Below are 23,429 nucleotides of genomic sequence, written 5' to 3'. Positions count from 1 at the left end.
CCTAATACGAGGTATCCGGGCGGTTGCGCGTGGGTTAACGCGTCGCGGGCGTGCGGGCGGCGAGCAGCCGGGCGAGGTCCTGGGCGGGGGCGTCCGCGATCTTGTCGGCCTGCGCGGCCAGGGCCCAGCGGTTGGGTTCGTCGGCCGGATTCCATTTGTCCGCGGTGTCCAGATGATGCTGGGTCAACCTGGCCAGCGCGGCCTGGCAGGCGGCTTCGCCGTCGGTGAGCAGGGCCTGGGCGCGGGCGGCCCGGCGCAGTGGTCCGCGCAGCCGGTAGCGGCCCTCGGTCACCGGTTCCAGCAGGTGCGCCTCGACCAGGGCGTCCAGCAGGTCCTCGGTGGTGGCCGGGTTCCGGTCCAGCACGGCCGCGGCGGCGGGCAGGGTGGTGGTCTCGCCGTCGGGCACGGCCAGCAGCCGCAGCGCGCGGCCCAGCTCGGCGGGAAGCGCTTGCAGGGTTGGGGTGTAGGGATCCTCGGCGGACTGGGCGGCGGGCGCGGTGAGGCGGCGGACCGCGGTGGCCAGGCTCCAGTCCGGGCGGGCGGCCAGCCGGGCGGCCACGTTGTGCAGCACCTGGGGCAGGCCGTCGGCGTGCGCGATCAGGGCCCGCACCGCCTCGGGATCGGTGGCCAGCCGGTCCGCGCCGATCGTGCTGGCCAGCAGTTCGCGCTGCTCCCGCTGGTCCAGACCGGACAGGGTGTGCCAGCGGGCGTGCGCGAGGCCGTGCAGTCGTTGCCGGGCGGTGAGCAGCACCGCGGGGCCGCCGGTGCCGGGCAGCACGGCGCGCACCTGGTGGTCCTCGATCGCGTCGTCCACCACCAGCAGGATCCGCCGCCCGCAGGTCAGCGTGCGCCACAGCGCGGAGCGCTCCACCCGTTCCGCCGGCACCTCGGTCACGCCGAGGGCGTGCAGCAGCACCGGCAGCGGACAGGGCGCGGCCCGCAGGTACACGTAGAACTGCCCGTCCGGGAAGTCCGCGGCCACCTGGTGCGCCAGGTGCACCGCGGCGGCGGTCTTGCCGATGCCGGGCCCGCCGGTGAAGGCGTGCACCGGCACCCCGGTCTCCTGCGGGCCCAGCTGGGTCGCGATCTCGGTCAGCAGGGCCTGGTGGCCGGTGAACTCGGGCAGGTCCGGCGGCAGCTGCATGGGTTTGCGGGCGCGTTCGGCCGAGGACAGCGGGCGTACCGGGGTGGGGCCGGTCAGGCCGGGGTCGGCACGCAGGATCCGGCGCTGCATCTCGCGAAGTTCGGCGCCGGGGTCCAGGCCCAGCTCGTCGGTGAAGCGGCGCACCGCGTCCTGGTACAGCTCCAGCGCCTCGGCCTGCCTGCCCGAGCGGTAGAGCCCCAGCATGATCAGCACCCGGGCGCGTTCCCGCAGCGGCTCCTCGATGATCAGCGGGGTGAGCGCGGAGACCGCCTCGACGTGCCTGCCCAGTTCCAGGTCGGCCGCCGCCAGATCCTCCACCGCGGTCAGCCGCAACTGCCGCAGCCGTTCGCGTTCCCGCTCCGCGTACTCCCCGCGCACCCCGGCCAGCGGCAGCCCCTGCCAGAGCCCGAGCGCGGCCCGCAGCGCGGTGGCCTCGACCTCCAGCTCACCGGTGCGCCGGGCCTCCCGGGCGGCGGAGAGCTGCTGCTGGAAGTCGGCCAGGTCGAGCTGACCGGGTCCGGTGGCCAGCGCGTAACCCCCGGCCACCGACCGGATCACCGAGGCAGGCCGGCCATCACCAAGCGCCCGCCGAAGCCGTGAGACATAGGACCGCACCATGCCCCCCACCGCAGGCGGCGCCTGCGCCCCCCACACCGCCTCAACCAGCACATCCTGAGTGGCCACCGCACCCCCATGCAGCAACAACACCCCCAGCAACGCACGTTGCTGCGGCGCCCCCAGATCAGCCTCGCCCCCATCCACCCAGGCCCGGACCGGACCCAGCAACTCGAACCGCAGCCGTGTGCTCACGCCCCCACCCTAGGTACCCACCCACACCGTGTTGGCCGTTCTCGTACGGTGTGTTGGCCGAACTGGACGGTGTGTTGGCCGTTGTGGTCGGTGTGTTGGCCGGGGGGTGTACCAGTTCGGCCAAGACTGGGTACGAGAACGGCCAACACGGCGGTGGGGGTGGCCGGGACCTGCGCGTCAACAAGTTGTTCGCGGGGTGTGTGCACGCGGGTGGTCTGGTGGTTGGCATGACAGCTACCGAGTACACCGCAGCCGTGACCGTGACCGGCGAGGGGCGCAACGGGGGCCGCGCCGTGGCAGCCGATGGCAACCTGGACGTCCGTTTCGCCATCCCCAAGGAACTGGGGGGCGCGGGTGGTGCGACCAACCCCGAACAGCTCCTGGCCGCGGGCTGGGCCTCTTGCTTCCTGGGTGCCACCCGCCGGGCCGCCACGGCGGCCAAGGTGCCGTTGAAGGACCTCGCGGTGGTGGCCGAGGTGACCCTGCACCACGACGGCGCGGGCTCCTTCAACCTCAGCGCCGCCCTGCACCTGGAGGTCACCGGCATCGACCAGGACACCGCCGAACAGCTCGGCCGGGAGGCTCACCAGATCTGCCCCTACTCGAAGGCGCTGGGCCCGACCATCCCGGTGACCATCGACGCCACCGTGGCCTGAGCGGTCGAACCGGACAACCGGCAGTCTTGTTCACTTCCGCTTTGTGGCAGATCTGGTGCGAACCGGGGTGGCGGTGGTGTAAGGCAGGTCGCGCTTTGTAGAGTCCCTACAAAGCGACGGCCCCGGCATGCGCGATCCGGGACATAGGTTCGCGCGGCCCGGATCCAGCAGGGTATGTACTCGGTGCAGGCGACGTTCCGGGACCCGGGCGTCGCCTTCCGCACGCGCGTACTTGGGAGGCTCTGCCGGTGTTCAGTCGTGTCGCCATCGTCAACCGTGGAGAGGCCGCGATGCGGCTCATCCACGCCGTCCGGGATCTCTCGGCGGAAACCGGGAAGCGGATCGAGACGGTCGCGCTCTACACCGACGCCGACCGCAACGCGACCTTCGTCCGGGAGGCCGATCTCACCTACCCGCTGGGCCCGGCCGCGGCCCGCCCCTACCTCGACCTGGCCGTGCTGGAGCGCGCGCTGGTCGAGTCCGGTGCGGACGCCGCCTGGGTCGGCTGGGGCTTCGTCGCCGAGGACCCGGCCTTCGCCGAACTCTGCGCGAAGGTCGGCGTCACCTTCGTCGGCCCCAGCGCCGAGGCCATGCGCCAGCTCGGCGACAAGATCGGCGCCAAGCTGATCGCCGAGGAGGTCGGCGTGCCGGTCGCGCCGTGGAGCCGCGGCGAGGTCGCCACCCTGGAAGACGCGCTGCGGGCCGGGGACGAGATCGGCTACCCGCTGATGCTCAAGGCCACCGCCGGTGGCGGCGGGCGCGGCATCCGGATGGTCGCCTCCGGCGAGGACCTGGCCGAGGCCTACGAGCGCACCAGTCAGGAAGCGTTGCGCTCCTTCGGTTCCGGCGTGGTCTTCCTGGAGCGCCTGGTCACCGGCGCCCGGCACGTCGAGGTCCAGGTCATCTCCGACGGCGAGACCGCCTGGGCACTGGGCGTGCGCGACTGCTCGGTGCAGCGCCGCAACCAGAAGATCATCGAGGAGTCCGCCTCCCCGCTGCTGTCCCCGGAGCAGACCGCCGAGCTGAAGGCATCCGCCGAGCGGCTGGCCGTGCGGGTGGGCTACCGCGGCGCCTGCACGGTGGAGTTCCTCTACCACCCCGGCGAGAAGCTGTTCGCCTTCCTGGAGGTCAACACCCGGCTCCAGGTCGAGCACCCGATCACCGAGATCACCACCGGCACCGACCTGGTCCGCCTGCAGCTGCACGTGGCAGGCGGCGGCAAGCTCGAAGGCCCCCAGCCCGCCGAACTCGGGCACGCGGTGGAGGCCCGGCTCAACGCCGAGGACCCGGACCGCGACTTCGCCCCCGCCCCCGGCCGGATCGCCCGCCTGGTGCTGCCCGCCGGACCCGGCATCCGGGTGGACACCGGCGTCAGCGAGGGCGACACCATCCCCGGTGACTTCGACTCGATGATCGCCAAGATCATCGCCTACGGCGCCGACCGCGAGCAGGCGCTCGGCCGGTTGCGCCGGGCCATGGCCGAGACCACGGTGATCATCGAGGGCGGCGCGACCAACAAGAGCTTCGTGCTCGACCTGCTCGACCAGCCCGAGGTCATCGACGCCAGCGCGGACACCGGCTGGATCGACCGGGTGCGCGCGCAGGGCCGCCTGGTCAACCACCGGCACTCCGCCATCGCACTGGCCGCCGCCGCGATCGAGGCATACCTGGACGAGGAGGAGGTCGGCCGCCAGCGGCTGCTCTCCACCGCGCACGGCGGCCGCCCGCAGGTCCAGCACGAGGCCGGTCGCCCCCTGGACCTCAAGCTGCGTGGCGTCGGCTACCGGGTCTCGGTGGCCCGCACCGGCCCCAACCGCTTCCGCGCGGGCATCTCCGGCGGCGGCGACGTGCACACCGCCGAGATCGAGGTGGAGCGCTTCGACGAGCACTTCGGCCAGATCGTGGTCAACGGCCGCCGGTTCCGGCTGGTCTCGGCCACCCACGGCCCGATCCACCTGGTCGAGGTCGACGGCGTGACGCACCGGATCAGCCGGGACGAGGGCGGCGTGGTCCGCGCCCCCGCCCCCGCGCTGGTGGTCGCCACCCCGCTGGCCGCGGGCGACGAGGTCGAGTCCGGCGCGCCGATCCTGGTGCTGGAAAGCATGAAGATGGAAATGGTGCTGCGCGCGCCGTTCCGGGCCAGGGTCCGGGAATGCCCGGTGTCGGTGGGCAGCCAGGTCGAGACCGGCACCCCGCTGCTGCGGCTGGAGCCACTGGCCGAGGAGGGCGCCGAAGAGGAGGCCGCCGAGGAGACCGGCACGGTCGAGATCGACCTGCCCACCGAGCGTTCCGGCGTCTCCGCGGCGCACCGGGCCGAGCGCGGCCTGCAGGACCTGCGCAGCCTGCTGCTGGGCTTCGACGTCGACCCGCACGACAACGGCCGGGTGCTGGCCGAGTACCTGAGCGCCCGCGCCGAACTGGGCAGCAGGCCGCTGCCCGGCGAGCTGGACCTGCTCACCGTCTTCGCCGACCTCTCCGAGCTGAGCCGCAACAAGCCGGGCAGCGAGCTGGAGGTCGAGCCGCACAGCCCGGTGCACAGCCCGCGCGAGTACTTCCACAGCTACCTGCAGAGCCTGGACGTGGAGCGGGCCGGGGTCACCGAGGACTTCCAGGCCAACCTGCGCCGGGTGCTCGGCCACTACGGCGTCACCGACCTGGACCGCACGCCCGAGCTGGAGGCCGCGGTCTTCCGCATCTTCCTGGCCCAGCAGCGGATGTCGGTGGACGTGGCGATCGTCTCCGAGCTGCTGCGCCAGTGGCTGGCCGGTGGCGCGCCGCTGGAATCCCTGCGCGAGCGCGCGGGCCTGGCGCTGGAACACCTGGTGCAGGCCACCCAGGTGCGCTTCCCCGCGGTGTCCGACCTGGCCCGCGGCGTGGTGTTCCGCTGGTACGCCCAGCCGCTGCTGCGCCGCACCCGCGCCAAGGTCTACGCCGAGATCAGGGACGAGCTGCGCCACCTGGACCGCAACCCGGACGCGGCCGACCGCGCCGAGCGGATCCAGGCCATGGTCGCCTGCTCCGAACCGCTGGTCCGGCTGATCGGCCAGCGCATCGGCCGCCCCGGCCGCGACCACGCGCCGCTGCTGGAAGTCCTGACCCGCCGCTACTACGGCAACCGCGGCCTGTCCGAGGTCACCGCCACCGACACCGCGGGCTGCCGGTTCGTCACCGCCGAGCACACCGATGAGGACGGCGAGACCCGGCTGGTCACCACCGCGGTCGACATCGCCGCACTGCCCGAGGCCGTCGCCGCGCTCGGCGGGTTCGCCACCGGCATCGGCGAGCGCGGGCTGCTCGCCGACCTCTACGTCACCTGGGAGGGCCAGCCGGACGCGGACGCGATGGCGGTGCGGCTGGGCGAACTGCTCGCCGCGCACCCGCCGCCCGCCGCGGTCCGCCGGATCACCACCACGGTGGCAGGCACCAGCGGCGCGGTCATGCACCACCACTTCACCTTCCGCCCCGAGGCCGACGGCTTCACCGAGGACCGGCTGATCCGCGGGCTGCACCCGCAGATCGCCCAGCGCCTGCAGCTGGAGCGGCTGCGCGAGTTCGACCTCACCCGGCTGCCCTCGGCCGATGAGGAGATCTACCTGTTCAAGGCGGTGGCCAAGAGCAACCCGGCCGACGAGCGGCTGATCGCGATGGGTCAGATCCGCGACCTCACCCCGCTGCGCGAGTCCGAGGGCCGCCTGGTCGCGCTGCCCGCGGTGGAGGACGGCGTCAACGCCTGCCTCGGCGCGATCCGCAACATCCAGGCGCAGCGCCCGCAGAACAAGCGCTTCGACACCAACCGGATCATGATGTACGTCTGGCCGTCCACCGAGCTGGCCACCGACGAGCTGAACCAGCTGGTGCAGCGCATCCTGCCGACCGCCACCGGCGCCGGGCTGGAGGAGGTCCAGTTCCTGGCCCGCCGCCGCAAGTCCAGCGGCGAGCTGACCGAGGTCTCGGTGCGGATCACCCTGGACCCCGGCAACGGCGCACGCCTGCACGTTGGCGAGCCGGACACCGAACCGGTGCGGCCGCTGGATGACTACCGGCAGAAGGTGCTGCGCGCGGCCCGCCGCGGCAACACCTACCCGTACGAGCTGACCGACCTGCTCGCCGGGCCCTCGGGCGCCTTCGTCGAGCACGACCTGGACGAGCAGGGCGTGCTGGTCCCGGTGGACCGGCCCAAGGGCAAGAACTCCGCGGCACTGGTGGCCGGTGTGGTGCGCACGCCCACCGAGCGGGTGCCCGAGGGCGTGACCCGGGTGCTGCTGCTGGGCGACCCGACCAAGGCCCTGGGCGCGCTCTCCGAGCCGGAGTGCTCGCGGATCATCGCCGCGCTGGACCTGGCCGAGCGGATGCAGGTCCCGCTGGAATGGTTCGCGCTCTCGGCGGGCGCCCGGATCTCGATGACCTCGGGTACCGAGAACATGGACTGGGTGGCCGCGGCGCTCAAGCGGATCGTGGAGTTCACCCAGGCCGGTGGCGAGATCAACATCGTGGTCGCCGGGATCACCGTCGGCGCGCAGCCGTACTGGAACGCCGAAGCCACCATGCTCATGCACACCAAGGGCATCCTGGTGATGACCCCGGACTCGGCCATGGTGCTCACCGGCAAGCAGTCGCTGGACTTCTCCGGTGGCGTCTCGGCCGAGGACAACTTCGGCATCGGCGGCTACGACCGGGTGATGGGGCCCAACGGCCAGGCGCAGTACTGGGCGCCGAACCTGCCGGGCGCGCGTGATGTGCTGATGGGGCACTACGACCACACCTACGTGGTGCCGGGTGAGACCGCGCCGCGCCGGGCGGTCACCAATGACCCGGCCAACCGGGACGTCACGCCCTACCCGCACGCGATCGTGGACAGCGAGTTCAAGACCGTCGGCGAGATCTTCTCGGTCCAGCACAACCCGGACCGCAAGAAGCCCTTCGACATCCGCACCGTGATGCGGGCGCTGTCCGACCAGGACCACCCGGTGCTGGAGCGCTGGGCGGGCATGGCCGACGCGGACACCTCGGCGGTGCAGGACGTGCACATCGGCGGCTGGCCGGTCTGCCTGATCGGCATCGAGTCCAAGTCGGTGCCGCGCCGCGGCTTCCCGCCCACCGACGGCCCGGACACCTACACCGCGGGCACCCTGTTCCCGCGCTCGTCCAAGAAGACCGCGCGGGCGATCAACTCCGCCTCGGGCAACCGGCCGCTGGTGGTGCTGGCGAATCTGTCCGGCTTCGACGGCTCGCCGGAGTCCATGCGCAAGCTGCAGCTGGAGTACGGCGCGGAGATCGGCCGGGCGATCGTCAACTTCGAGGGCCCGATCGTGTTCTGCGTGATCTCCCGCTACCACGGCGGCGCGTTCGTGGTCTTCTCCAAGGCGCTCAACCCGAACATGACCGTGCTGGCACTGGAGGGCTCCTTCGCCTCCGTGCTCGGCGGCGCGCCCGCGGCGGCCGTGGTGTTCTCCGGCGAGGTGAACAACCGCACCGCCACCGACCCACGGGTGGTCGAGTTGCAGGCCCTGGTCTCGGCGGCCAGTGGCGCCGAGCGGGCCGGGCTGACCACCCAGCTGGCGGAGGTGCGCTCCTCGGTCCGGGCGGAGAAGCTCGGCGAGGTGGCCGCGGAGTTCGACCGGGTGCACAGCATCCAGCGCGCGGTCGAGGTCGGCTCGGTGGACGCGATCATCAGCGCCGCCGAACTGCGGCCGCGGATCATCGAGGCCATCGAACACGGCATGAAGCGCTGAACCCCGTCCCGGCAGCCGACCGCGTGGTCGGCTGCCGGGAATCGGCGTGCCTGGCCAGGCCGGAGATGACAGGCTGGCCGCCGTGCTGAGCGTGCGGTTCAACGAGGTGGCGGCCGGGGTGCTGGACCTGCGGGCGGCGATCCCGCCTACGGACCTGGCCCCGGAGCTGCGTGACCTGGTCACCGAGGGTGTGCTGCTGCGCGGCGGGGCCCTGGTCTTCGCCCGGCACGCCGACCAGGCCGACCGGACCCCTGGCTTCGCCGAGGACCCGATCTGCTGGGAATGCTCGATGAGCAGCTTCCACCTCGACGACGTGCTGCCGGTGCACCTGGGCCAGTTGCCGGGCGAACCGGTGATCTCCGAACCGGACCAGCTCCTGATGCTGCGCCACGGACTCGGCTTCGCGCTGGAGATCGCCCGGCTCGTCAGCGCCCTGCCCGCGGCGGTGTGCTGCATTGTCAGCGCGAACAGCACGAACGGCACCTTCCGCTTTCACCAGGCCCGCCAGGGCGAGTCCTGGCTGAGCCCGGACCTGGACGCCTACCGGCTGGAGAAGTTGATCGTCGTCGAACACGGCCCGGCCAGTGCGTAGATCTGCGGATTTCGCCGACGCCAGTGAATGTGCCAAGTTCACGGGGTGCCCGAGACCGCGGTCGTGACCACCCGGCGCCTGCTCGCCCACACACTCGTGCAGGTGCTCACCGCGGGCGTGGTGGGCGCGGTCGGCGTGATCTTCGGCCTGTCCGTGGTGGTGGCCAGCGTGCTGCTGCTCGGCCCGGCCGGTGCGCTGGTGGGCCTGGTCGTGGTCCCGGCCGGGATCGCCCTGCTCTACCTGATGGCCACGCTGACCCCGGCGGCCTCCGCGCTCACCGACACCAGAACCGGCCGGATCTGCTGGTCGGCGCTGGTCGGCGGCGTCGGCGGGCTGGGCTGGTGGGTCAGCGTCACCGTCAGCGAGGGCGTCCTGAGCACCGGCCGCACCGGCCTGCTCCTGGGCGGCGTGCCCTTCGCCCTGGTGGCAGGCCTGCTGCTGCGCCGCTGGTACCTCTCGCTCGGCTTCCTCGCCCTGACCCTGGCCATCGCCTACGGCTTCCTGCACATCCTGGCCGCCGCCGGCCCGGACCTGACCGAACCCGACCGCCGCCTGGCCGCCGCCCGCCACACCCGAGCCGAACTCACCATCACCGACCTCCCCGGCTACCACCGCACCCTTGGCGACCGCGGCTGGCAACTCACCCCCGTCGACCCGGCGGCCAACCAGCCCGAGCACCGGCTCTCGATCATCGGCCGCGAGAACTGGGACCCCGGCTCCTGTGCCGCCCAGCTCCGGGCCGGGGGGCCGATGCGGGAGTGCGTGCTGGAGGCGCCCGGGTTGGAGTACCGGCGGGGGGAGAACTGGCATGAGTACCGGGTGGACGGGGTGCGGGCGGCGGTGCGTGGCGGGCTTGGGGTGACGCGGGAGGTGTTGCGGGCGGCGGCTTCGCGGGCTCGGGGGGTGACGGATGCGGAGGTGCTGGCGATGTTCCCGGCCGCGCCGCCGGAGCCGGCGACGTTCGTGGGGGCGGTGCGGAGGTTCGCCAAGTGGATCGCGGGGTAGCGCGGCGGCCGGGCGGCGCGCCCACCCAGGTCATCGCCGCCGGTGTGGTCGGCCTGATCATGCCCTTCGGCGGCTACCTGAGCCTGGTCGCCGGGGTCGCCGGTGGCCAGGCCGCGATGGTGCTCGCGGCGGCGGTGTCGGCGCTGGCCGGGATCGCGTTGCTCACCGGGGTGGCCACGATGACGCCAGGGGTGTCGAGGCTGCCACCGGGGAGGACCGGCCGGATCTGCTGGGCGGTCCTGGTCAGCTGGCCGTGGGTACTCGGCTGGGGCCTGAGCTGGGCAGTCGCCGCGGACGCCGCACCGGGGCCGGGTTTGCCCTGGCCGATCTGGAACGCGCTGCTGTGCGCGCTCACGGCCGGGGTGTTGCTGCGCCGGTGGCACCTGGCGGTCGGTTCGCTCGTGCTGGCGGTCGCCGCCTGCTACGGCCTGCTGTCCGCGCCGGCGAACGGGATCCCCGAGATGAGCGAGGCCGATCGGCGACTGGCCGACGCCCGGCGCCAGCGCGCGGACCTCGTGGTCAGCCAGCTCCCCGGCTACCACCGATCACCTGAGCACCCCGGCTGGGTGCTGCGACCTGACGGCCCGGCGGGCACCCCGCCCGGCAGGCACATCAGGTTGCGGGCCCTGCCAGAGGACCCCATACCGGACTGCGTGACCGGCGCCCAGTACCACGTCTATCCGGTGGACGGGTGCACGGTGGAGCGGACCGGACTGGCCTACTGGCACAGCGTGTCCGAACACGGCTACGTCCTGCGCCGGGGCGGCACGCTGGTGGAACTGATCGGCTCGACCGCGGTCGACCGCGCGTTGCTCCGGGACTCCGTGCTCGCCGCGGTGGCCACCGCCGACCCGGCGAGCCACACCGTCGACATCCCCGGCTACACCAGCGCGCCCGCCGGCCCCGGCCAGGGCCTGGTGTTCCAGCTCACCGACCGGAGCCAGTGGCCAGGCGCCCGCGACATCGAGGTCGACGCACCGCTGGACTGGAGCCAGGGGGAGTGCGCTGCCCAGACTGGCTCCCAATCGCCCTCGCCGTACCTGGAATGCCTGGAGGAGGGCCCCGGTCTGCACTACCGGCGACTGGCCGACCGGCAGGTGTACGTGCACGTCCGGGACGGGCTGCGGGCCCGGGTCGCCGGCAGCGCCGGGGCGGACCGGGCGGCGTTGCGGGCGGCCGTGCTGGCCGCGCGGGTGGCCACCGACGAGGAGATCCTGACCCTGCTCCCACCCGCGGCACCCCAACGGCTCACGGTGCTGGATCGGGTGCGCCGGTTCGCCAAGCGGATCGTGGGCTAGTTCGTTCGCCCCGACAGATTCCGCACTCCACTTTCGTGCGCTCCCACGAGGCACCCGCCCCCGCCCACGCCTAGCGTTGGTCATGATCCAGCCCATGGCACGGCGGAGGGAACCAGATGACCGATGACCTGCACCGGCGCAGCGTGGTCGCGGACACGCACAACGACCTGCTCTGCTCGGTGGTCGGCCGCCCGGTCGAACGCTGGTCGTCCTACTTCCGCGAGCAGTGGCTGCCGCAACTGCGCCAGGGCGGGGTGAACCTGCAGGTGTTGCCGGTGTTCATCGACGACCTGTACCGGCCCGAAGGCGCGCTGCGGCAGACCCTGCGCATGATCGAGGCCGCGCATCGCATCGCCGAGGGCAATCCGGACGCGGTGGAGTTGTGCTTCAACGGCGCCGACATCGACCACGCCCTGGGCGCGGGCCGGATCGCGCTGGTGCTCGCCCTGGAGAGTGCGCCGGGCATCGGTGAGGACGTCGAACTGCTGGAGACCCTGGATCGCCTTGGCGTGCGGATCGCCTCGCTGGCGCACTTCGGGCGGACCGCGCTGGCCGACGGCAGCGGCGAGGACCACACCGGCAGCAGGCTCACCAGGGCCGGGATCGCGGCGGTGGCCGAGATGGAGCGGCTGGGCATGCTCTTCGATGTCAGCCACCTCGGCGCCGCGGGGGTGGATCATGTGCTGGAGCTGGCCACCCGGCCGGTGATCGCCACCCACTCCAGCGCCCGCGCGCTGCGTGATCACCACCGCAACCTCACCGACGACCAGCTCAGCGGCATCGCGGCCAACGGGGGCGTGGTGTGCGTGAACTTCTTCGCGCCGTTCCTGCACGAGACCGACTACCGGATCGAGCGGCTGATCGACCATATCGAGCACATCGCCGGGGTCATGGGCGTGGACCGGGTTGGCCTGGGGCCGGACTTCGTGAAGGAGGTGCTGGCCGATGTGGTGATGCCCTGTTGTGAGGCGGCCGAGGTCGAGGGTGTGCCCACCGACCAGTTCCTGCCGGGGCTGGAGGGACCGGCCGGGCTGCCACTGGTCACCGAGGCACTGCTGGCCCGTGGCTGGGCCGAGCACGACATCGCGAAAGTGTTGGGCGGCAACGTGTTGACCCTGTTCCGCGGACAACTCGGCCGAGCAGCCCACTGACGAGGAGCTGGCGCACCATGAGCAAGCGAGTCACCATCGAGGACCTGTACGGGTTCGCGCTGCCCGAACAGCCCGCGGTCTCCCCGGACGGCACCCGCGTTGTCTACGTGCTGCGCACCACCGACCGGGCAGCCGATCACGACGTCCGTACATTGTGGACGGTCCCGGTCGCAGGCGGCGAACCCCGGCAGCTCACCAGGGGCACCGCCGACCGGTCACCGGCCTGGTCCCCGGACGGCTCCCGGATCGCCTTCCTGCGGGCCCAGGACGGACCGGCCCAGCTCTGGCTGCTGCCCGCCGACGGCGGTGAGGCCGAGCAGGTCACCACGCTGCCACTGGGTGCGGGCGCCCCGGTCTGGCGGCCGGACGGCGGTGCGCTGGCCTTCACCGCCGCGGTCGACCTGGCCGCCGACGGCACGGAGGCGGGTACCGCGCCGGTGGTGACCGATCGGTTGGGGTACAAGGCCGACGGCACCGGACTGCTGCGCACCTTCCGCGGTCACCTCCATGTGCTCGACCTGGCCACCCGCGAGGTCCGCAGGCTCACCGCGGGGGACTGGCACGCGGGCAACCCGGCCTGGTCCCCGGACGGGACCCGGCTGGCCTTCGCCGCCGCCCAGGACCCCGACGCCGACCTCACCTTCCGCACCCCGGTGCACATCGTGGCCGCCGATCAGCCTGGCGCGCGGCCGGAACCCGCCGGACTGCGCACCGGCGTGGCCGGGACGGTGGGCTGGACCGCCGACGGCGGCGCACTGCTGGTCACCGGTCGCGAGGACACCGCCGCCGGCCACCAGCACCTGCTCCGGGTCGACCTCGGCGGCGAGGTGCACGACCTGTCCGCGCCCCTGGACCGCAACGTGATGGCCGGGATGCCCGGCTACCCCGGCGGCACGCCGACGCTGATCGACGATGGTCAGACGGTCCTGTTCTGCGCCAGGGACCGCGGCTACACCCACCTCTACGCGGTCGGCGTGGACGGCGGTGAACCGCGGCTGCTGATCGGCGGCGACCAGGCGGTGTCCGGGTTGTCGGTCGGTGGCGATGTGGCGGCCATCGTGCTCGGCACCCGCTCCTCCTACGCCGAGATCGCGGTGCTCAACCTGGCCACCGGCGAACTCGCGGTCCGCACCGGGCACAGTGAGTCCGAGGCCGAGCTGTTCCCGCGTGCGGAACGCGAGTTCACCATCTCCGACGGCGTGGTGGTGCACGGCTGGCTGCTGCGCGATCCCGGCCGGACCGGGCCGCTGCCCCTGCTGCTGGACATCCACGGCGGCCCGCACAACGCCTGGAACGGCGCCGCCGACCCGGTGCACCTCTACCACCAGACCCTGGTCGCCCAGGGCTGGGCGGTGCTGCTGCTCAACCCACGCGGCAGCGACGGCTACGGGGAATCCTTCTACACCAAGGCACTCGGCGCCTGGGGAGTGGACGACGCGCGCGATTTCCTTGAGCCACTGGACGATCTGGTCGCCGAGGGCATCGCCGACCCGCGGCGGCTGGCCGTCACCGGGTACAGCTACGGCGGCTTCATGACCTGCTACCTGACCAGCCGGGATCCGCGCTTCGCCGCCGCGGTCGCCGGTGGCGTGGTCAGCGATCTCACCAGCATGGCCGGGACCTCCGATGTCGGGCACCTGCTGGCCGAACTGGAACTGGGCAGCTCGGCCGAGTTCGGGCCGATGTCGCCGCTGACCAAGGTGGGCCGGGTGCGCACGCCCACGCTGATCCTGCACGGGGACGCCGACGATCGGTGCCCGGTGGGGCAGGCCGAACAGTGGTTCACCGCGTTGCGTGCCCAGGGCGTGCCGACCCGGCTGGTGCGCTACCCCGGCGCCGATCACCTGTTCATCCTCAACGGCAAACCCGGTCACCGGGCCGACTTCAACCAGCGGGTGGCCGACTGGGTCCGCCAGTACGCGGGCGAACCCGGCAGGCCGCGGCGCGCGCCGATCGACCGGGCGCACTGGGAACGCAGATTGTCCGCGCTGTGCCAGGAATACGGCGTGCCCGGTGCGGCACTGGGCATCCTGCGGCTCGACCAGGACGCCGAGGTGGTCCAGGCCAGTCACGGTGTGCTCAACACCGCCACCGGCGTGCCGGTCACCGAGGATTCGGTGTTCCAGATCGGCTCGATCAGCAAGGTGTGGACCGCGACCCAGGTGCTGCGCCTGGTCGATGAGGGCAGACTCGACCTGGACGCGCCGCTCATGGACGTGCTGCCCGAACTCCGGCTCGCCGATCCGATCGTGGCCGGCAAGGTCACCATGCGGCACCTGCTCACCCACACCAGCGGCATCGACGGCGATGTGTTCACCGACACCGGCCGCGGCGACGAATGCCTCGCGCGCTACGCGGACCAGCTCGCCGGGTTCAAGCACAACCACCCGCTGGGCGCGACCTTCTCCTACTGCAACTCCGGCTTCATCCTGGCCGGCCGGGTGATCGAGAAACTCACCGGCCTGACCTGGGATGCCGCCCTGCAGCAGCAGATCATCGAGCCACTCGGCCTCACCCACACCGGCACCCTGCCCGAACAGGCGCTGCGCCACCGGGCCGCGATCGGGCACGTCGGCGAGGGCGGCGACCTGCACCCCGCCCCGGCCTGGGGACTGCCGCGCTCCTGCGGACCGGCCGGGCTGATCTTCGCCAGCACCGCCGATGTGCTCACCTTCGCCCGCATGCACCTCGCAGGCGGACTCGCCGCCGACGGCACCCGGGTGCTCTCCGCCGAGTCGGCGCTGGCCATGACCGACAAGCAGACCGAGGTGCCGGACCCGCACGTGCTCGGCGATTCCTGGGGCCTTGGCTGGATCCGGTTCGGCTGGGGCGGGCACCGGCTGATCGGCCACGACGGCAACACCATCGGCCAGTCCGCGTTCCTGCGGGTGCTGCCCGAGGCGGGCCTCGCGGTCACCCTGCTCACCAACGGCGGCCAGACCCGCGACCTGTTCCTGGCGCTGTACCGGGAGATCTTCGCCGAACTGGCCGGGATCACCATGCCCGCACCGCTGGAACCCGCGCCGCGGCCGCCGGTGGTCGACACCGCCCGGCACCTCGGCCGCTACGAGCGGGCCGGGCAGCTGATCGAGGTGTTCCAGGGCGAGGCGGGACTGCGGCTGCGGATGACGATCACCGGGCCGATGGCCGAGCTGGACCCGGAACCACCGCGCGAACTCGACCTGGTGCCGATCACCGATTCGCTGTTCGTCTGCCGCCTGCCGGGGGCGAACGCGTGGACCTCGGTCACCTTCTACACGCTGCCCACCGGTGAGCCGTACGTGCACCTCGGCGTGCGGGCCACCCCCAAGGTGGTGGCATCGTGAAACTCACCGGCGTGGAGCTGCGGCGGATCGAACTGCCGCTGGTCGCCCCCTTCCGCACCTCCTTCGGCACCCAGACCGTGCGCTCCACCCTGCTGCTGCGGGTGGTCACCGACGAGGCCGAGGGCTGGGGCGAATGCGCGGCGATGGCCGCTCCGGTGTACTCGCCGGAATACCTGGACGGCTGCGCGGACGTGCTCCGCCAGTTCCTCATCCCGGAACTGGCCGGCCGCGAGCGGCTGGACGCCACCGCGGTCGCCCCGGCACTGGCCAGGTTCCACGGGCACCGGATGGCCAAGGGCGCACTGGAAATGGCCGTGCTGGACGCGGAGTGCCGGGCCAGGGGAGTGCCGCTGTCCCGGGAACTGGGCGCGGTGCGGGACCGGGTGCCCTGCGGGGTGTCGGTGGGCATCATGGACTCCATCCCTGAGCTGCTGGACGCGGTCGGCGGCTACCTGGCCGAGGGCTACCGGCGGATCAAGCTCAAGATCGAACCCGGCTGGGACGTCAAGCCGGTGCGGGCCGTCCGCGAGCGCTTCGGCGACGAGTTCCTGCTCCAGGTCGACGCCAACACCGCCTACACCCTCGCCGACGCCCGGCACCTGGCCCGGCTGGACCCGTTCGACCTGCTGCTGATCGAACAACCCCTGCCCGAGGAACAGATCCTGGCGCACGCCCGGCTCGCCAAGACCATCCGCACCCCGGTCTGCCTGGACGAGTCGATCACCTCCGCCCAGTCCGCCGCGGACGCGATCACCCTGGGCGCCTGCCAGATCGTCAACATCAAACCCGCCAGGGTCGGCGGCTACCTGGAGGCCCGCCGGATCCACGATGTCTGCGTGGCACACGGGATCGCGGTGTGGTGCGGCGGCATGCTGGAGACCGGGCTGGGCCGGGCCGCGAACGTGGCACTGGCCGCGCTGCCCGGGTTCACCCTGCCCGGCGACACCTCGGCCTCCGACCGCTACTACCGCACCGACATCACCGAGCCGTTCGTGCTCCAGGACGGGCACCTGCACGTGCCCACCGGACCGGGCCTCGGCGTCACCCCGATCCCCGAAGCGCTGGCCGCGGTCACCGTCGGCACCGAGTGGATTCCTTTGTAGACAAATGGCGGACAATGCGGTGATGGGCAGCCCCAGGGCCGGACTCGGCCGCGTTCTGCACGACCTCGGCAGCACCCTGGTCGACCTGGTCTGCGGCGATCCCGGCCCGGCCCGGCGGCTGGGCGGGGTGGTGATCCACGATCCACTGGACGACCAGGAGTTGCCGCGGCAGGCGCTGGTGCTCGGCGTCGGCCTGCACACCCCGGCCGAGATCGTCGCCCGGCTGGACGCGCTGGGCGGGCACGACGCGGCCGCGCTGGTGGTACGCGGGCCGGTGGCGGTGGACGCGGACATCGCCGCGGCCGTGCGCCGGTCCGGGGTGGTGCTGCTCGGCCTGGCCCGCGGCGCCTCCTGGACCCAGCTGGCCGCCATGCTGCGCTCGCTGATCGCCGAGGGCGAGGTGGGCGAGGCCGGTCCGGAAACCCTCGGCGGCCTGCCGTCCGGGGACCTGTTCGCGCTGGCCAACGCGATCGCGGCGCTGCTGGACGCGCCGGTGACGATCGAGGACCGCGGCTCCAGGGTGCTGGCCTTCTCCGGGCGGCAGGAGCAGGCCGACCCGTCCCGGGTGGAGACCATCCTGGGCAGGCAGGTGCCGGCCCGGTTCGCCCAGATCCTGGCCGAGCGCGGCGTGTTCCAGCAGCTCTACCGCAGTGACCGCCCGGTCTTCGTGGACGCCATGCCCAGCGAGGAACCCGGCGCGCTGCCCCTGCCCCGGATGGCGGTGGCCGTGCGCGCCGGCGATGAGATCCTCGGCTCCATCTGGGCCGCGGTCCGCGAGCCCTTCGACGAGGACCGGGCGCGAACCCTGTGCGACGCGGCCAAACTGGTCGCGCTGCACCTGCTGCGGTCGCGCGCGGGCGCCGACGTGCAGCGCAGGCTGCGTGCCGACCTGGTCAGCACCGCGATGGAAGGCGGACCCGGCGCGGCCGAGGCGGTCCGCAGACTGGGCCTGACCGAGCAGTCCGCGGTGGTGCTCGCCCTCGCGCTGGCCGACTCGCACGGCGAGGACCCGGCCCAGCACGCCCAGCTGGTCACCGAACGCCAGCAGATCGCCGACGCCCTCGCCATGCACCTCAGCGCCGTGCACCCACGGGCCGCCGCCGCACTGCTCGGCGATGTGGCCTACGCGATCCTGCCGGTGCCGCAGCAGGATCCGGCCGCCGAGGAGCGGGTGCACCGCATCGCCACCGACTTCCGCGGCAGGCTCGGCGACCGGCTGCCCATCCTGGTCGGCATCGGCCCGGTCGCGGTGGACGGCATGGCGCTGTCCCGGTCCAGGGCGGGCGCCGACCTGGTGCTGCGGGTGCTGCGGGCCGGGCGCGGCCGGAACCCGGTGGCGCGGGTGGGCGAGGTGCACAGCGAGGGCCTGCTGCTCGAACTCGCCGACCTGATCGCCGAACGCGGCGACACCCTCACCGGCCCGGTCGCCCGGCTGCTCGCCTACGACCGCAAGCACAACAGCGCACTGGTGGAAACCCTCAACGCCTGGCTGGACGCCTTCGGCGATGTGGTGGCCGCCTCCGCCGCGGTGTTCGTGCACCCCAACACCTTCCGCTACCGGCTGCGCCGGCTGGCCGAGGTAGGCGAGATCGACCTCACCGACCCGGGAGCCCGCTTCGCCGCGATGCTGCAACTCCGGCTGTGGCGCGGCTAAGCACCCCCCACATCGTGTTGGCCGTTCTCGTACGGTGTGTTGGCCGAACTTGACGGTGTGTTGGCCGTTGTGGGCGGTGTGTTGGCCGAAGAGGCGTACCAGTTCGGCCAAGACTGTGTACGACAACGGCCAACACGCCGGTGAATTGCGGTCCGGACTTCTGGGCGCAAGCTTTAGGGCACGCGTCCCCGGCCCAGCCGCAACTCCGGCTGCCCGGTGTCCAGGCTGGCCACCCTGGTGCACCCGGTTCGTGCTACGAAACGAATGATCGCCACCGGATTCGTCAACCTCGACGGGCGTATTCTTTGCCTGTTGAATACGTCCGCACCTCCCGCGGCGGCCCCGCCACCAGCAGAGTCAGGGCACCGGTGGATCACTCGCACCGGACCCTGACTGCGCGAGGAGAACAGGATGCGTTCTCGACTGCGGCGCACCGTCGCGGCATTGCTGGGGGGTGCGCTGCTGGCCGGAACCCTGGCCGCGGCCCCAGCCGCCGTGGCGCAACCGCCACTGGACAACGCCGGACTGGCCAACGCCATGCTCGGCGGCTACGTCCGCATCGCCGATGTGGACCGCGACTACGCCCGTCACCTGGTGGCCAGCGCGGAACTGGTGGACTGGCGGAGCAGGAACCCGGCCGCCGACCAGACCGCCGCCACCAACCACCTCAACGCCGTGCAACGGGCCATCGAAGCGGCCGTGCCCGAGGTGATCTGGGCCCAGGACACCGAGGACATCGTCGGCGCCTGCCTGGTCGCACTCCAGGGCACGCCGGGCGCGGTGCTGGACGGGGCCAAGATCAGCGCGCTGCGCGGCACGCTCACCGTCCGTGACGTCACCGCGATCACCGGCCGCATCGAGGACCGGATCATGGGCGCGCTGCCCAAACAGTCCTTCAACGCGGGCTTCGCCGCCGCCGAGGCTGGTGCCTGGGCCGGGGTCGCGGCCACCGCCCGCGCCGACGCCGCGTTCCGGGGCGCCTGGGACGCGGGACTGGGCAACACCCTCGGGGTGAGCGCGGCAGCCAGCGGACAGCAGATCGGCGAACTGCCGAAGTTCAAGAAGGTCCTCGACATCAAGCCGATCCTGGACCGCTACGGCAACGTGCCCGACTTCAAGGTGGCCGCCAAGGACGCGGTCAAGCAGCTCGGCACGGGCCTGACCAACCAGCGCGGCGACATGGTGGTGGACCTGCGGAACCGGACCACCACGCACCAGCCCGGCAAGAAGCCGGTCGAACCGGACCAGGCGGCCAAGGACGCGGCCAAGGAGCTGGAGGAGAAGCGGCAGGAGTACATCAGCGGGGCCAAGGGCGGGCTGGACGCGGTCGCGTTCCTGGTCGGCATCAACGATCCCGAGGGCGCCAAGCAGGTCCGCCAGTTCGCCGCCGGCGCGGTGCAGCTGGCCACCGCGGTGAACAAGTGCATCACCGCGTTCACCCTGATCAACAGCGTTTTCTCCCTGGCAACGGTCGCCTTCACCGGCAACGTGATCGGCGCGATCAGCACCCTGGTCTCGCTGTTCGCCTCCGCCGGCCCGACGGTCGAGCAGGTGATCCTGGCGGAGATCGGCAAGCTGCAGAAGCAGGTCGAGCAGCTCAGCCAGAACATGAAGAGCCACTTCGCCCTGCTCGACGGCAGGCTCAACGACATCTACGCGGGCCTGACCGTCCAGCTCGGCCAGATGGAGGCCACCCTGGAGGTGGTCAGGGGCCGGGTCACCGACATCGAGCGCGAGCTGGCCAAGCTGGACAGCACCACCAGGGTGATCGGCCGCACGGTGGTGAAATCCCTCGGCGACTTGTTCACGGAGCCGACCTGGCGGGCGGCGAACACCTTCGTCGACTTCCGCCAGAACTACCCCGGCCGCACCCCGACCTTCGAGGACTACAAGGGGCCGGAGAACGAGTTCCAGCGGCTGGGCAGCGAGGTCATGGCCAAGACCGCCTTCGCCGTGCCCGAGGACAGCCGCGATCCCAACGACGTGGCGACCAACCTCGACCTGTACGGCCCGGAAGGCAGCATCGGCTACCTGGCCTACTACGCGAGCAGGCTGTCCGGCCAGCCCTTCCCGGCCGCCCCCAAGGTCGGCAACCCACTGCCGTGGAAGATCGCCGCGAACGCCTACACCCTGTCCACCGAGCAGAATCCCGCGCTGGCCAAGCAGGTCGCGCCCGAACGCGCGAACGCGGTGATCGAGGCCGGGGTCAAGATCAGGGACGCGGCGCTGCGGTTCAGCGACCCAGGCCCCAACGGCACCGTCAACCCGCTCTTCGCCGGGCTGATGTCCAACTACACCAACAAGATCACCGAGTTCTACGGCCGCAACGCCGAACTGGAGAAGGAGACCACCCGGGACCGCTACGGCCTCTTCGACGGCCCGAACCAGAAGGTCCCGGACAAGGACGGCCTGGAGGGCGACGGCCAGACCAAGCGCTGCGAGGCCAACGGTGGCGACCGGATCGACCGGCCGAACAACGCCAAGGGCACCCAGCTGCTGCCCGCGATGTTGTTGGCCCGCAACATCCACGACGCCCCACCGAGCTATGACATCTGCTGGACCGCGACCTTCGAGAACCAGCGGACCGAGATCCTTCCCCATGCCTGCACCAGTCAGCGATGTGAGATCCGGCGCGAGTACGGCAACCTGCGAGTGGAGTTCCGGCAGGACATCCAGTGGCCGGGCTCGGAGCTGCGACAGGCGCGGCGGATCAGCGCGATCGTCAAGTGGGGCGCGGAGTTCGAGGCTTGCTCGCTGATCAACGGGCAGGAGATGGGCTGCTTCTTCAAGCACACCGCGCCGGAGCTGGTGCTCAAGGAGTGGCCGCAGTTGCGCGGTGAGTTCGAGGCCAAGGGCATCGCACTGCACCCGTCCAACACCGAGGCCGACGCCAGGACCCGGATGGAGAAGTTCCTCACCGCCCGCCAGCAGGACCACTATCGCTGGACCGCCAAGCAGATCCGGGAGACCAGCAGGCCCAACGAGGTCAACCTGGCGGCCCGCCTGCTGCGCGCCTACACCGAACTGGGTTTCCCGCGCGCGCTCAAGTCCGACGATCACCTGCGCGCCCTGCTGCACGGCTCGCACGCGCTGTACGAGCAGCAGCTGCTGTCCTGGATCTACGACCACGCCGCGAACAACCTCGGCAACGGTGTCTCGCCCTGGCTGTCCGACCAGTTCGAGGATCCGGGTCCGCTGGGCTGCCAGCGACTGCCCGGCCTGAGCACCAAGGATCCGCTGGCGGTGTGCATGGCCTGGGCGGCCAAGGTGCGGCTGGACCGGCTGGCGGGCCGGTACACCGAGCATTTCGCCCAGCGGTACGAGGGTTCGGACCAGACGCTGCCGGAGGTGCAGCAGCAGTTGCGCAAGCTGTGGCTGGCGATGAAGGCGGTGTACCCGGCGTTCAACTTCGCCGGTCCGATCGACTCGCTGCCGGTGCCCGCGCCCGCCATCCAGCGCTGGTCGGCCGCTGCCGCGGTCGCCGGGGACGCCGCGACCACCACCCCGCCCGCGGTGACCGAGTTCAACGGCAGGCAGGTCGCCCTGTGGCAGCACGCGAGCACCGGCTCGGTGGTCACATCGTCCAGTGTGGACGGTCGCACCTGGACGCCGCCCAGCACCATCGGGATGATGACGCCTGGCGGGCTCGCGCCCACGGTGACGGTGTTCAACGGGAAGCTGGTCGCCACCTGGAAGGCCAGGTCGCCGCAGGGCAACAACATCTTCCAGTGGTACGCCACCAGCGTGGACGGCCTGACCTGGGTCAACGGCAGTGCGCTCGGCAGTCAGTTCCCCGGGCTGGAGGCGCCCGCGCTGGCCGTGCACAACGGACGGCTGTTCGCGGTGGTCAACCACAACGGGGAGATGCACCTGGCCTCCAGCGCCGACACCCGGACCTGGACCGCCTACCAGCAGATCATGCCCACCCAGCGGGCAGGCCAGCGGCCGAGCCTGGCCTCGGTCAACGGCAAGCTCGTGCTGAGCTGGAAGAACCAGGCCGACGCCGGCATCCGGCTGGCCTCCAGCGCCGACGGTGTGACCTGGCCCGCCAACCCCGGCGGCTTCTATGAGAGCGCCAGTGGCCCGGTGCTCAGCACGGTGAACGGCAGGCTGTACCAGCTGTGGCAGGGCAAGGGCGCCGATCAGGCCCTCTACAGCACCTCCAGTGCGGACGGTTCGACCTGGACCTTGCCGGTGCCGGTGGTCCGGTACGCGCGCACCACCAGACAGCCCGCGGTGGCCGGTCTTGGCAACCGGATGCAGGTGTTGTGGAGCGATCCCGGCAACCGGCTGCTGTCCTCGGTCAGCGCACCGCTGAGCTGACCGGATCGGGGCGGCCGGGCCAGACCCGGCCGCCCCGACCCGTCAGGAGCCCGCCTTCTTCTCCACGCGAGCCAACGCGAACAACGAGGAGAACAACCCGATCGAGCGCATGTCCATCATCTGCCAGGCCCGCGCGATACCCACCCCCAGGTTGGCGATCAGCACGTAGTCCAGGGTCTGCATCGCGTCCACGACCGAACCCCCGGCCAGGAACTCCACCCCGGCCCGGATCTCGAACCCGGCGATCACCAGCAGCGCCGCCACCAGTCCCAGCGACCGCCACTTCCCGGTGCCGGTGCGCGCCGCGTGCACGATCGCCCTGGTGATGGCCGCGGCGAAGGCCAGCACCGTGGCCGCGACCGCCAGCGCCCACCAGCCGAGCGAGGCCCCGGGCACCAGGGTCGCCAGGGACAGCAGCAGGGTGTGCACGAACAGCAGCAGGGCCGCGGCGGCGCGAGTGTGGTATTCGGTGTGGGTGGCCGCCTGCTGGGTCCGCTCCGGGAACACCGACAGGGCGACGAAGAGCAGTCCGATCAGTGCTCCGCTCGCACCGGCGGCGGCCACGGCGAAGTCCCGGAACTCCTCGGGGATGGTCATCTGCCGGACGCTACCCGCTCCCGCCCATCGCGGCTTGG

Annotated in this window: 12 protein-coding genes; 10 read left to right on the top strand and 2 right to left on the bottom strand. The window is 72.0% G+C overall.

From position 1 onward, the window contains the following. Positions 1 to 34 precede the first annotated feature (34 nt). Entirely contained in the window at positions 35 to 1,954 is a 1,920-nt protein-coding gene (locus HNR67_RS29025; protein ID WP_185005359.1) for an AfsR/SARP family transcriptional regulator, read from the bottom strand. Between the two features lie 227 nt (positions 1,955 to 2,181). Here HNR67_RS29025 and HNR67_RS29020 point away from each other — a divergent pair, with 227 nt between their 5' ends. The 10 genes from HNR67_RS29020 (at position 2,182) to HNR67_RS28975 (ending at position 22,794) form a co-directional block, all read left to right on the top strand. Then, positions 2,182 to 2,610 carry an Ohr family peroxiredoxin gene (locus tag HNR67_RS29020; RefSeq protein ID WP_185005358.1) on the top strand — a complete coding sequence of 143 codons (429 nt, stop codon included), beginning with the start codon at positions 2,182 to 2,184 and terminating at the stop codon, positions 2,608 to 2,610. A gap of 248 nt (positions 2,611 to 2,858) precedes the next feature. Beyond that, a complete protein-coding gene (locus HNR67_RS29015; protein ID WP_185005357.1) occupies positions 2,859 to 8,342 on the top strand; it encodes an ATP-binding protein in 5,484 nt (1,827 codons plus the stop codon). Between the two features lie 82 nt (positions 8,343 to 8,424). Continuing rightward, positions 8,425 to 8,934 carry a hypothetical protein gene (locus HNR67_RS29010; protein WP_312988263.1) on the top strand — a complete coding sequence of 170 codons (510 nt, stop codon included), beginning with the start codon at positions 8,425 to 8,427 and terminating at the stop codon, positions 8,932 to 8,934. 45 nt (positions 8,935 to 8,979) lie between these two features. After that, positions 8,980 to 9,939, top strand: coding sequence for a hypothetical protein (locus HNR67_RS29005; protein ID WP_185005356.1), 960 nt, complete (start codon positions 8,980 to 8,982; stop codon positions 9,937 to 9,939). Beyond that, on the top strand, positions 9,924 to 11,237 hold the full coding sequence (locus HNR67_RS29000; protein WP_185005355.1) for a hypothetical protein: 1,314 nt from the start codon (positions 9,924 to 9,926) through the stop codon (positions 11,235 to 11,237). Before HNR67_RS29005 ends, HNR67_RS29000 begins: the two co-directional genes overlap by 16 nt. 116 nt (positions 11,238 to 11,353) lie before the next feature. Then, a complete protein-coding gene (locus HNR67_RS28995) occupies positions 11,354 to 12,388 on the top strand; it encodes a dipeptidase (protein ID WP_185005354.1) in 1,035 nt (344 codons plus the stop codon). Positions 12,389 to 12,405: 17 nt separating this feature from the next. Beyond that, positions 12,406 to 15,714: a serine hydrolase gene (locus HNR67_RS28990; RefSeq protein ID WP_185005353.1), complete on the top strand. Its 3,309-nt coding sequence runs from the start codon at positions 12,406 to 12,408 to the stop codon at positions 15,712 to 15,714. Further along, a complete protein-coding gene (gene menC / locus HNR67_RS28985; protein ID WP_185005352.1) occupies positions 15,711 to 16,817 on the top strand; it encodes an o-succinylbenzoate synthase in 1,107 nt (368 codons plus the stop codon). Before HNR67_RS28990 ends, menC begins: the two co-directional genes overlap by 4 nt. 22 nt (positions 16,818 to 16,839) lie before the next feature. Continuing rightward, complete coding sequence (locus HNR67_RS28980; protein WP_221490093.1) at positions 16,840 to 18,471, top strand: PucR family transcriptional regulator; 1,632 nt, start codon at positions 16,840 to 16,842, stop codon at positions 18,469 to 18,471. A 411-nt stretch (positions 18,472 to 18,882) separates the two neighbouring features. Then, positions 18,883 to 22,794, top strand: a complete 3,912-nt coding sequence (locus HNR67_RS28975; protein WP_185005350.1) for a sialidase family protein — start codon at positions 18,883 to 18,885, stop codon at positions 22,792 to 22,794. A 42-nt stretch (positions 22,795 to 22,836) separates the two neighbouring features. Here the strand turns inward: HNR67_RS28975 and HNR67_RS28970 are convergent, their stop codons facing one another. Beyond that, positions 22,837 to 23,391 (bottom strand): hypothetical protein, encoded by a 555-nt coding sequence (locus HNR67_RS28970; RefSeq protein ID WP_185005349.1) that lies wholly within the window; start codon positions 23,389 to 23,391, stop codon positions 22,837 to 22,839. Positions 23,392 to 23,429: the final 38 nt, after the last annotated feature.

The sequence above is a fragment of the Crossiella cryophila genome, from assembly GCF_014204915.1.
Classification (GTDB): Bacteria; Actinomycetota; Actinomycetes; order Mycobacteriales; family Pseudonocardiaceae; genus Crossiella; species Crossiella cryophila.
Note: the sequence above shows the minus strand (reverse complement) of the source record. Positions and strands in the feature narration are given on the sequence as shown.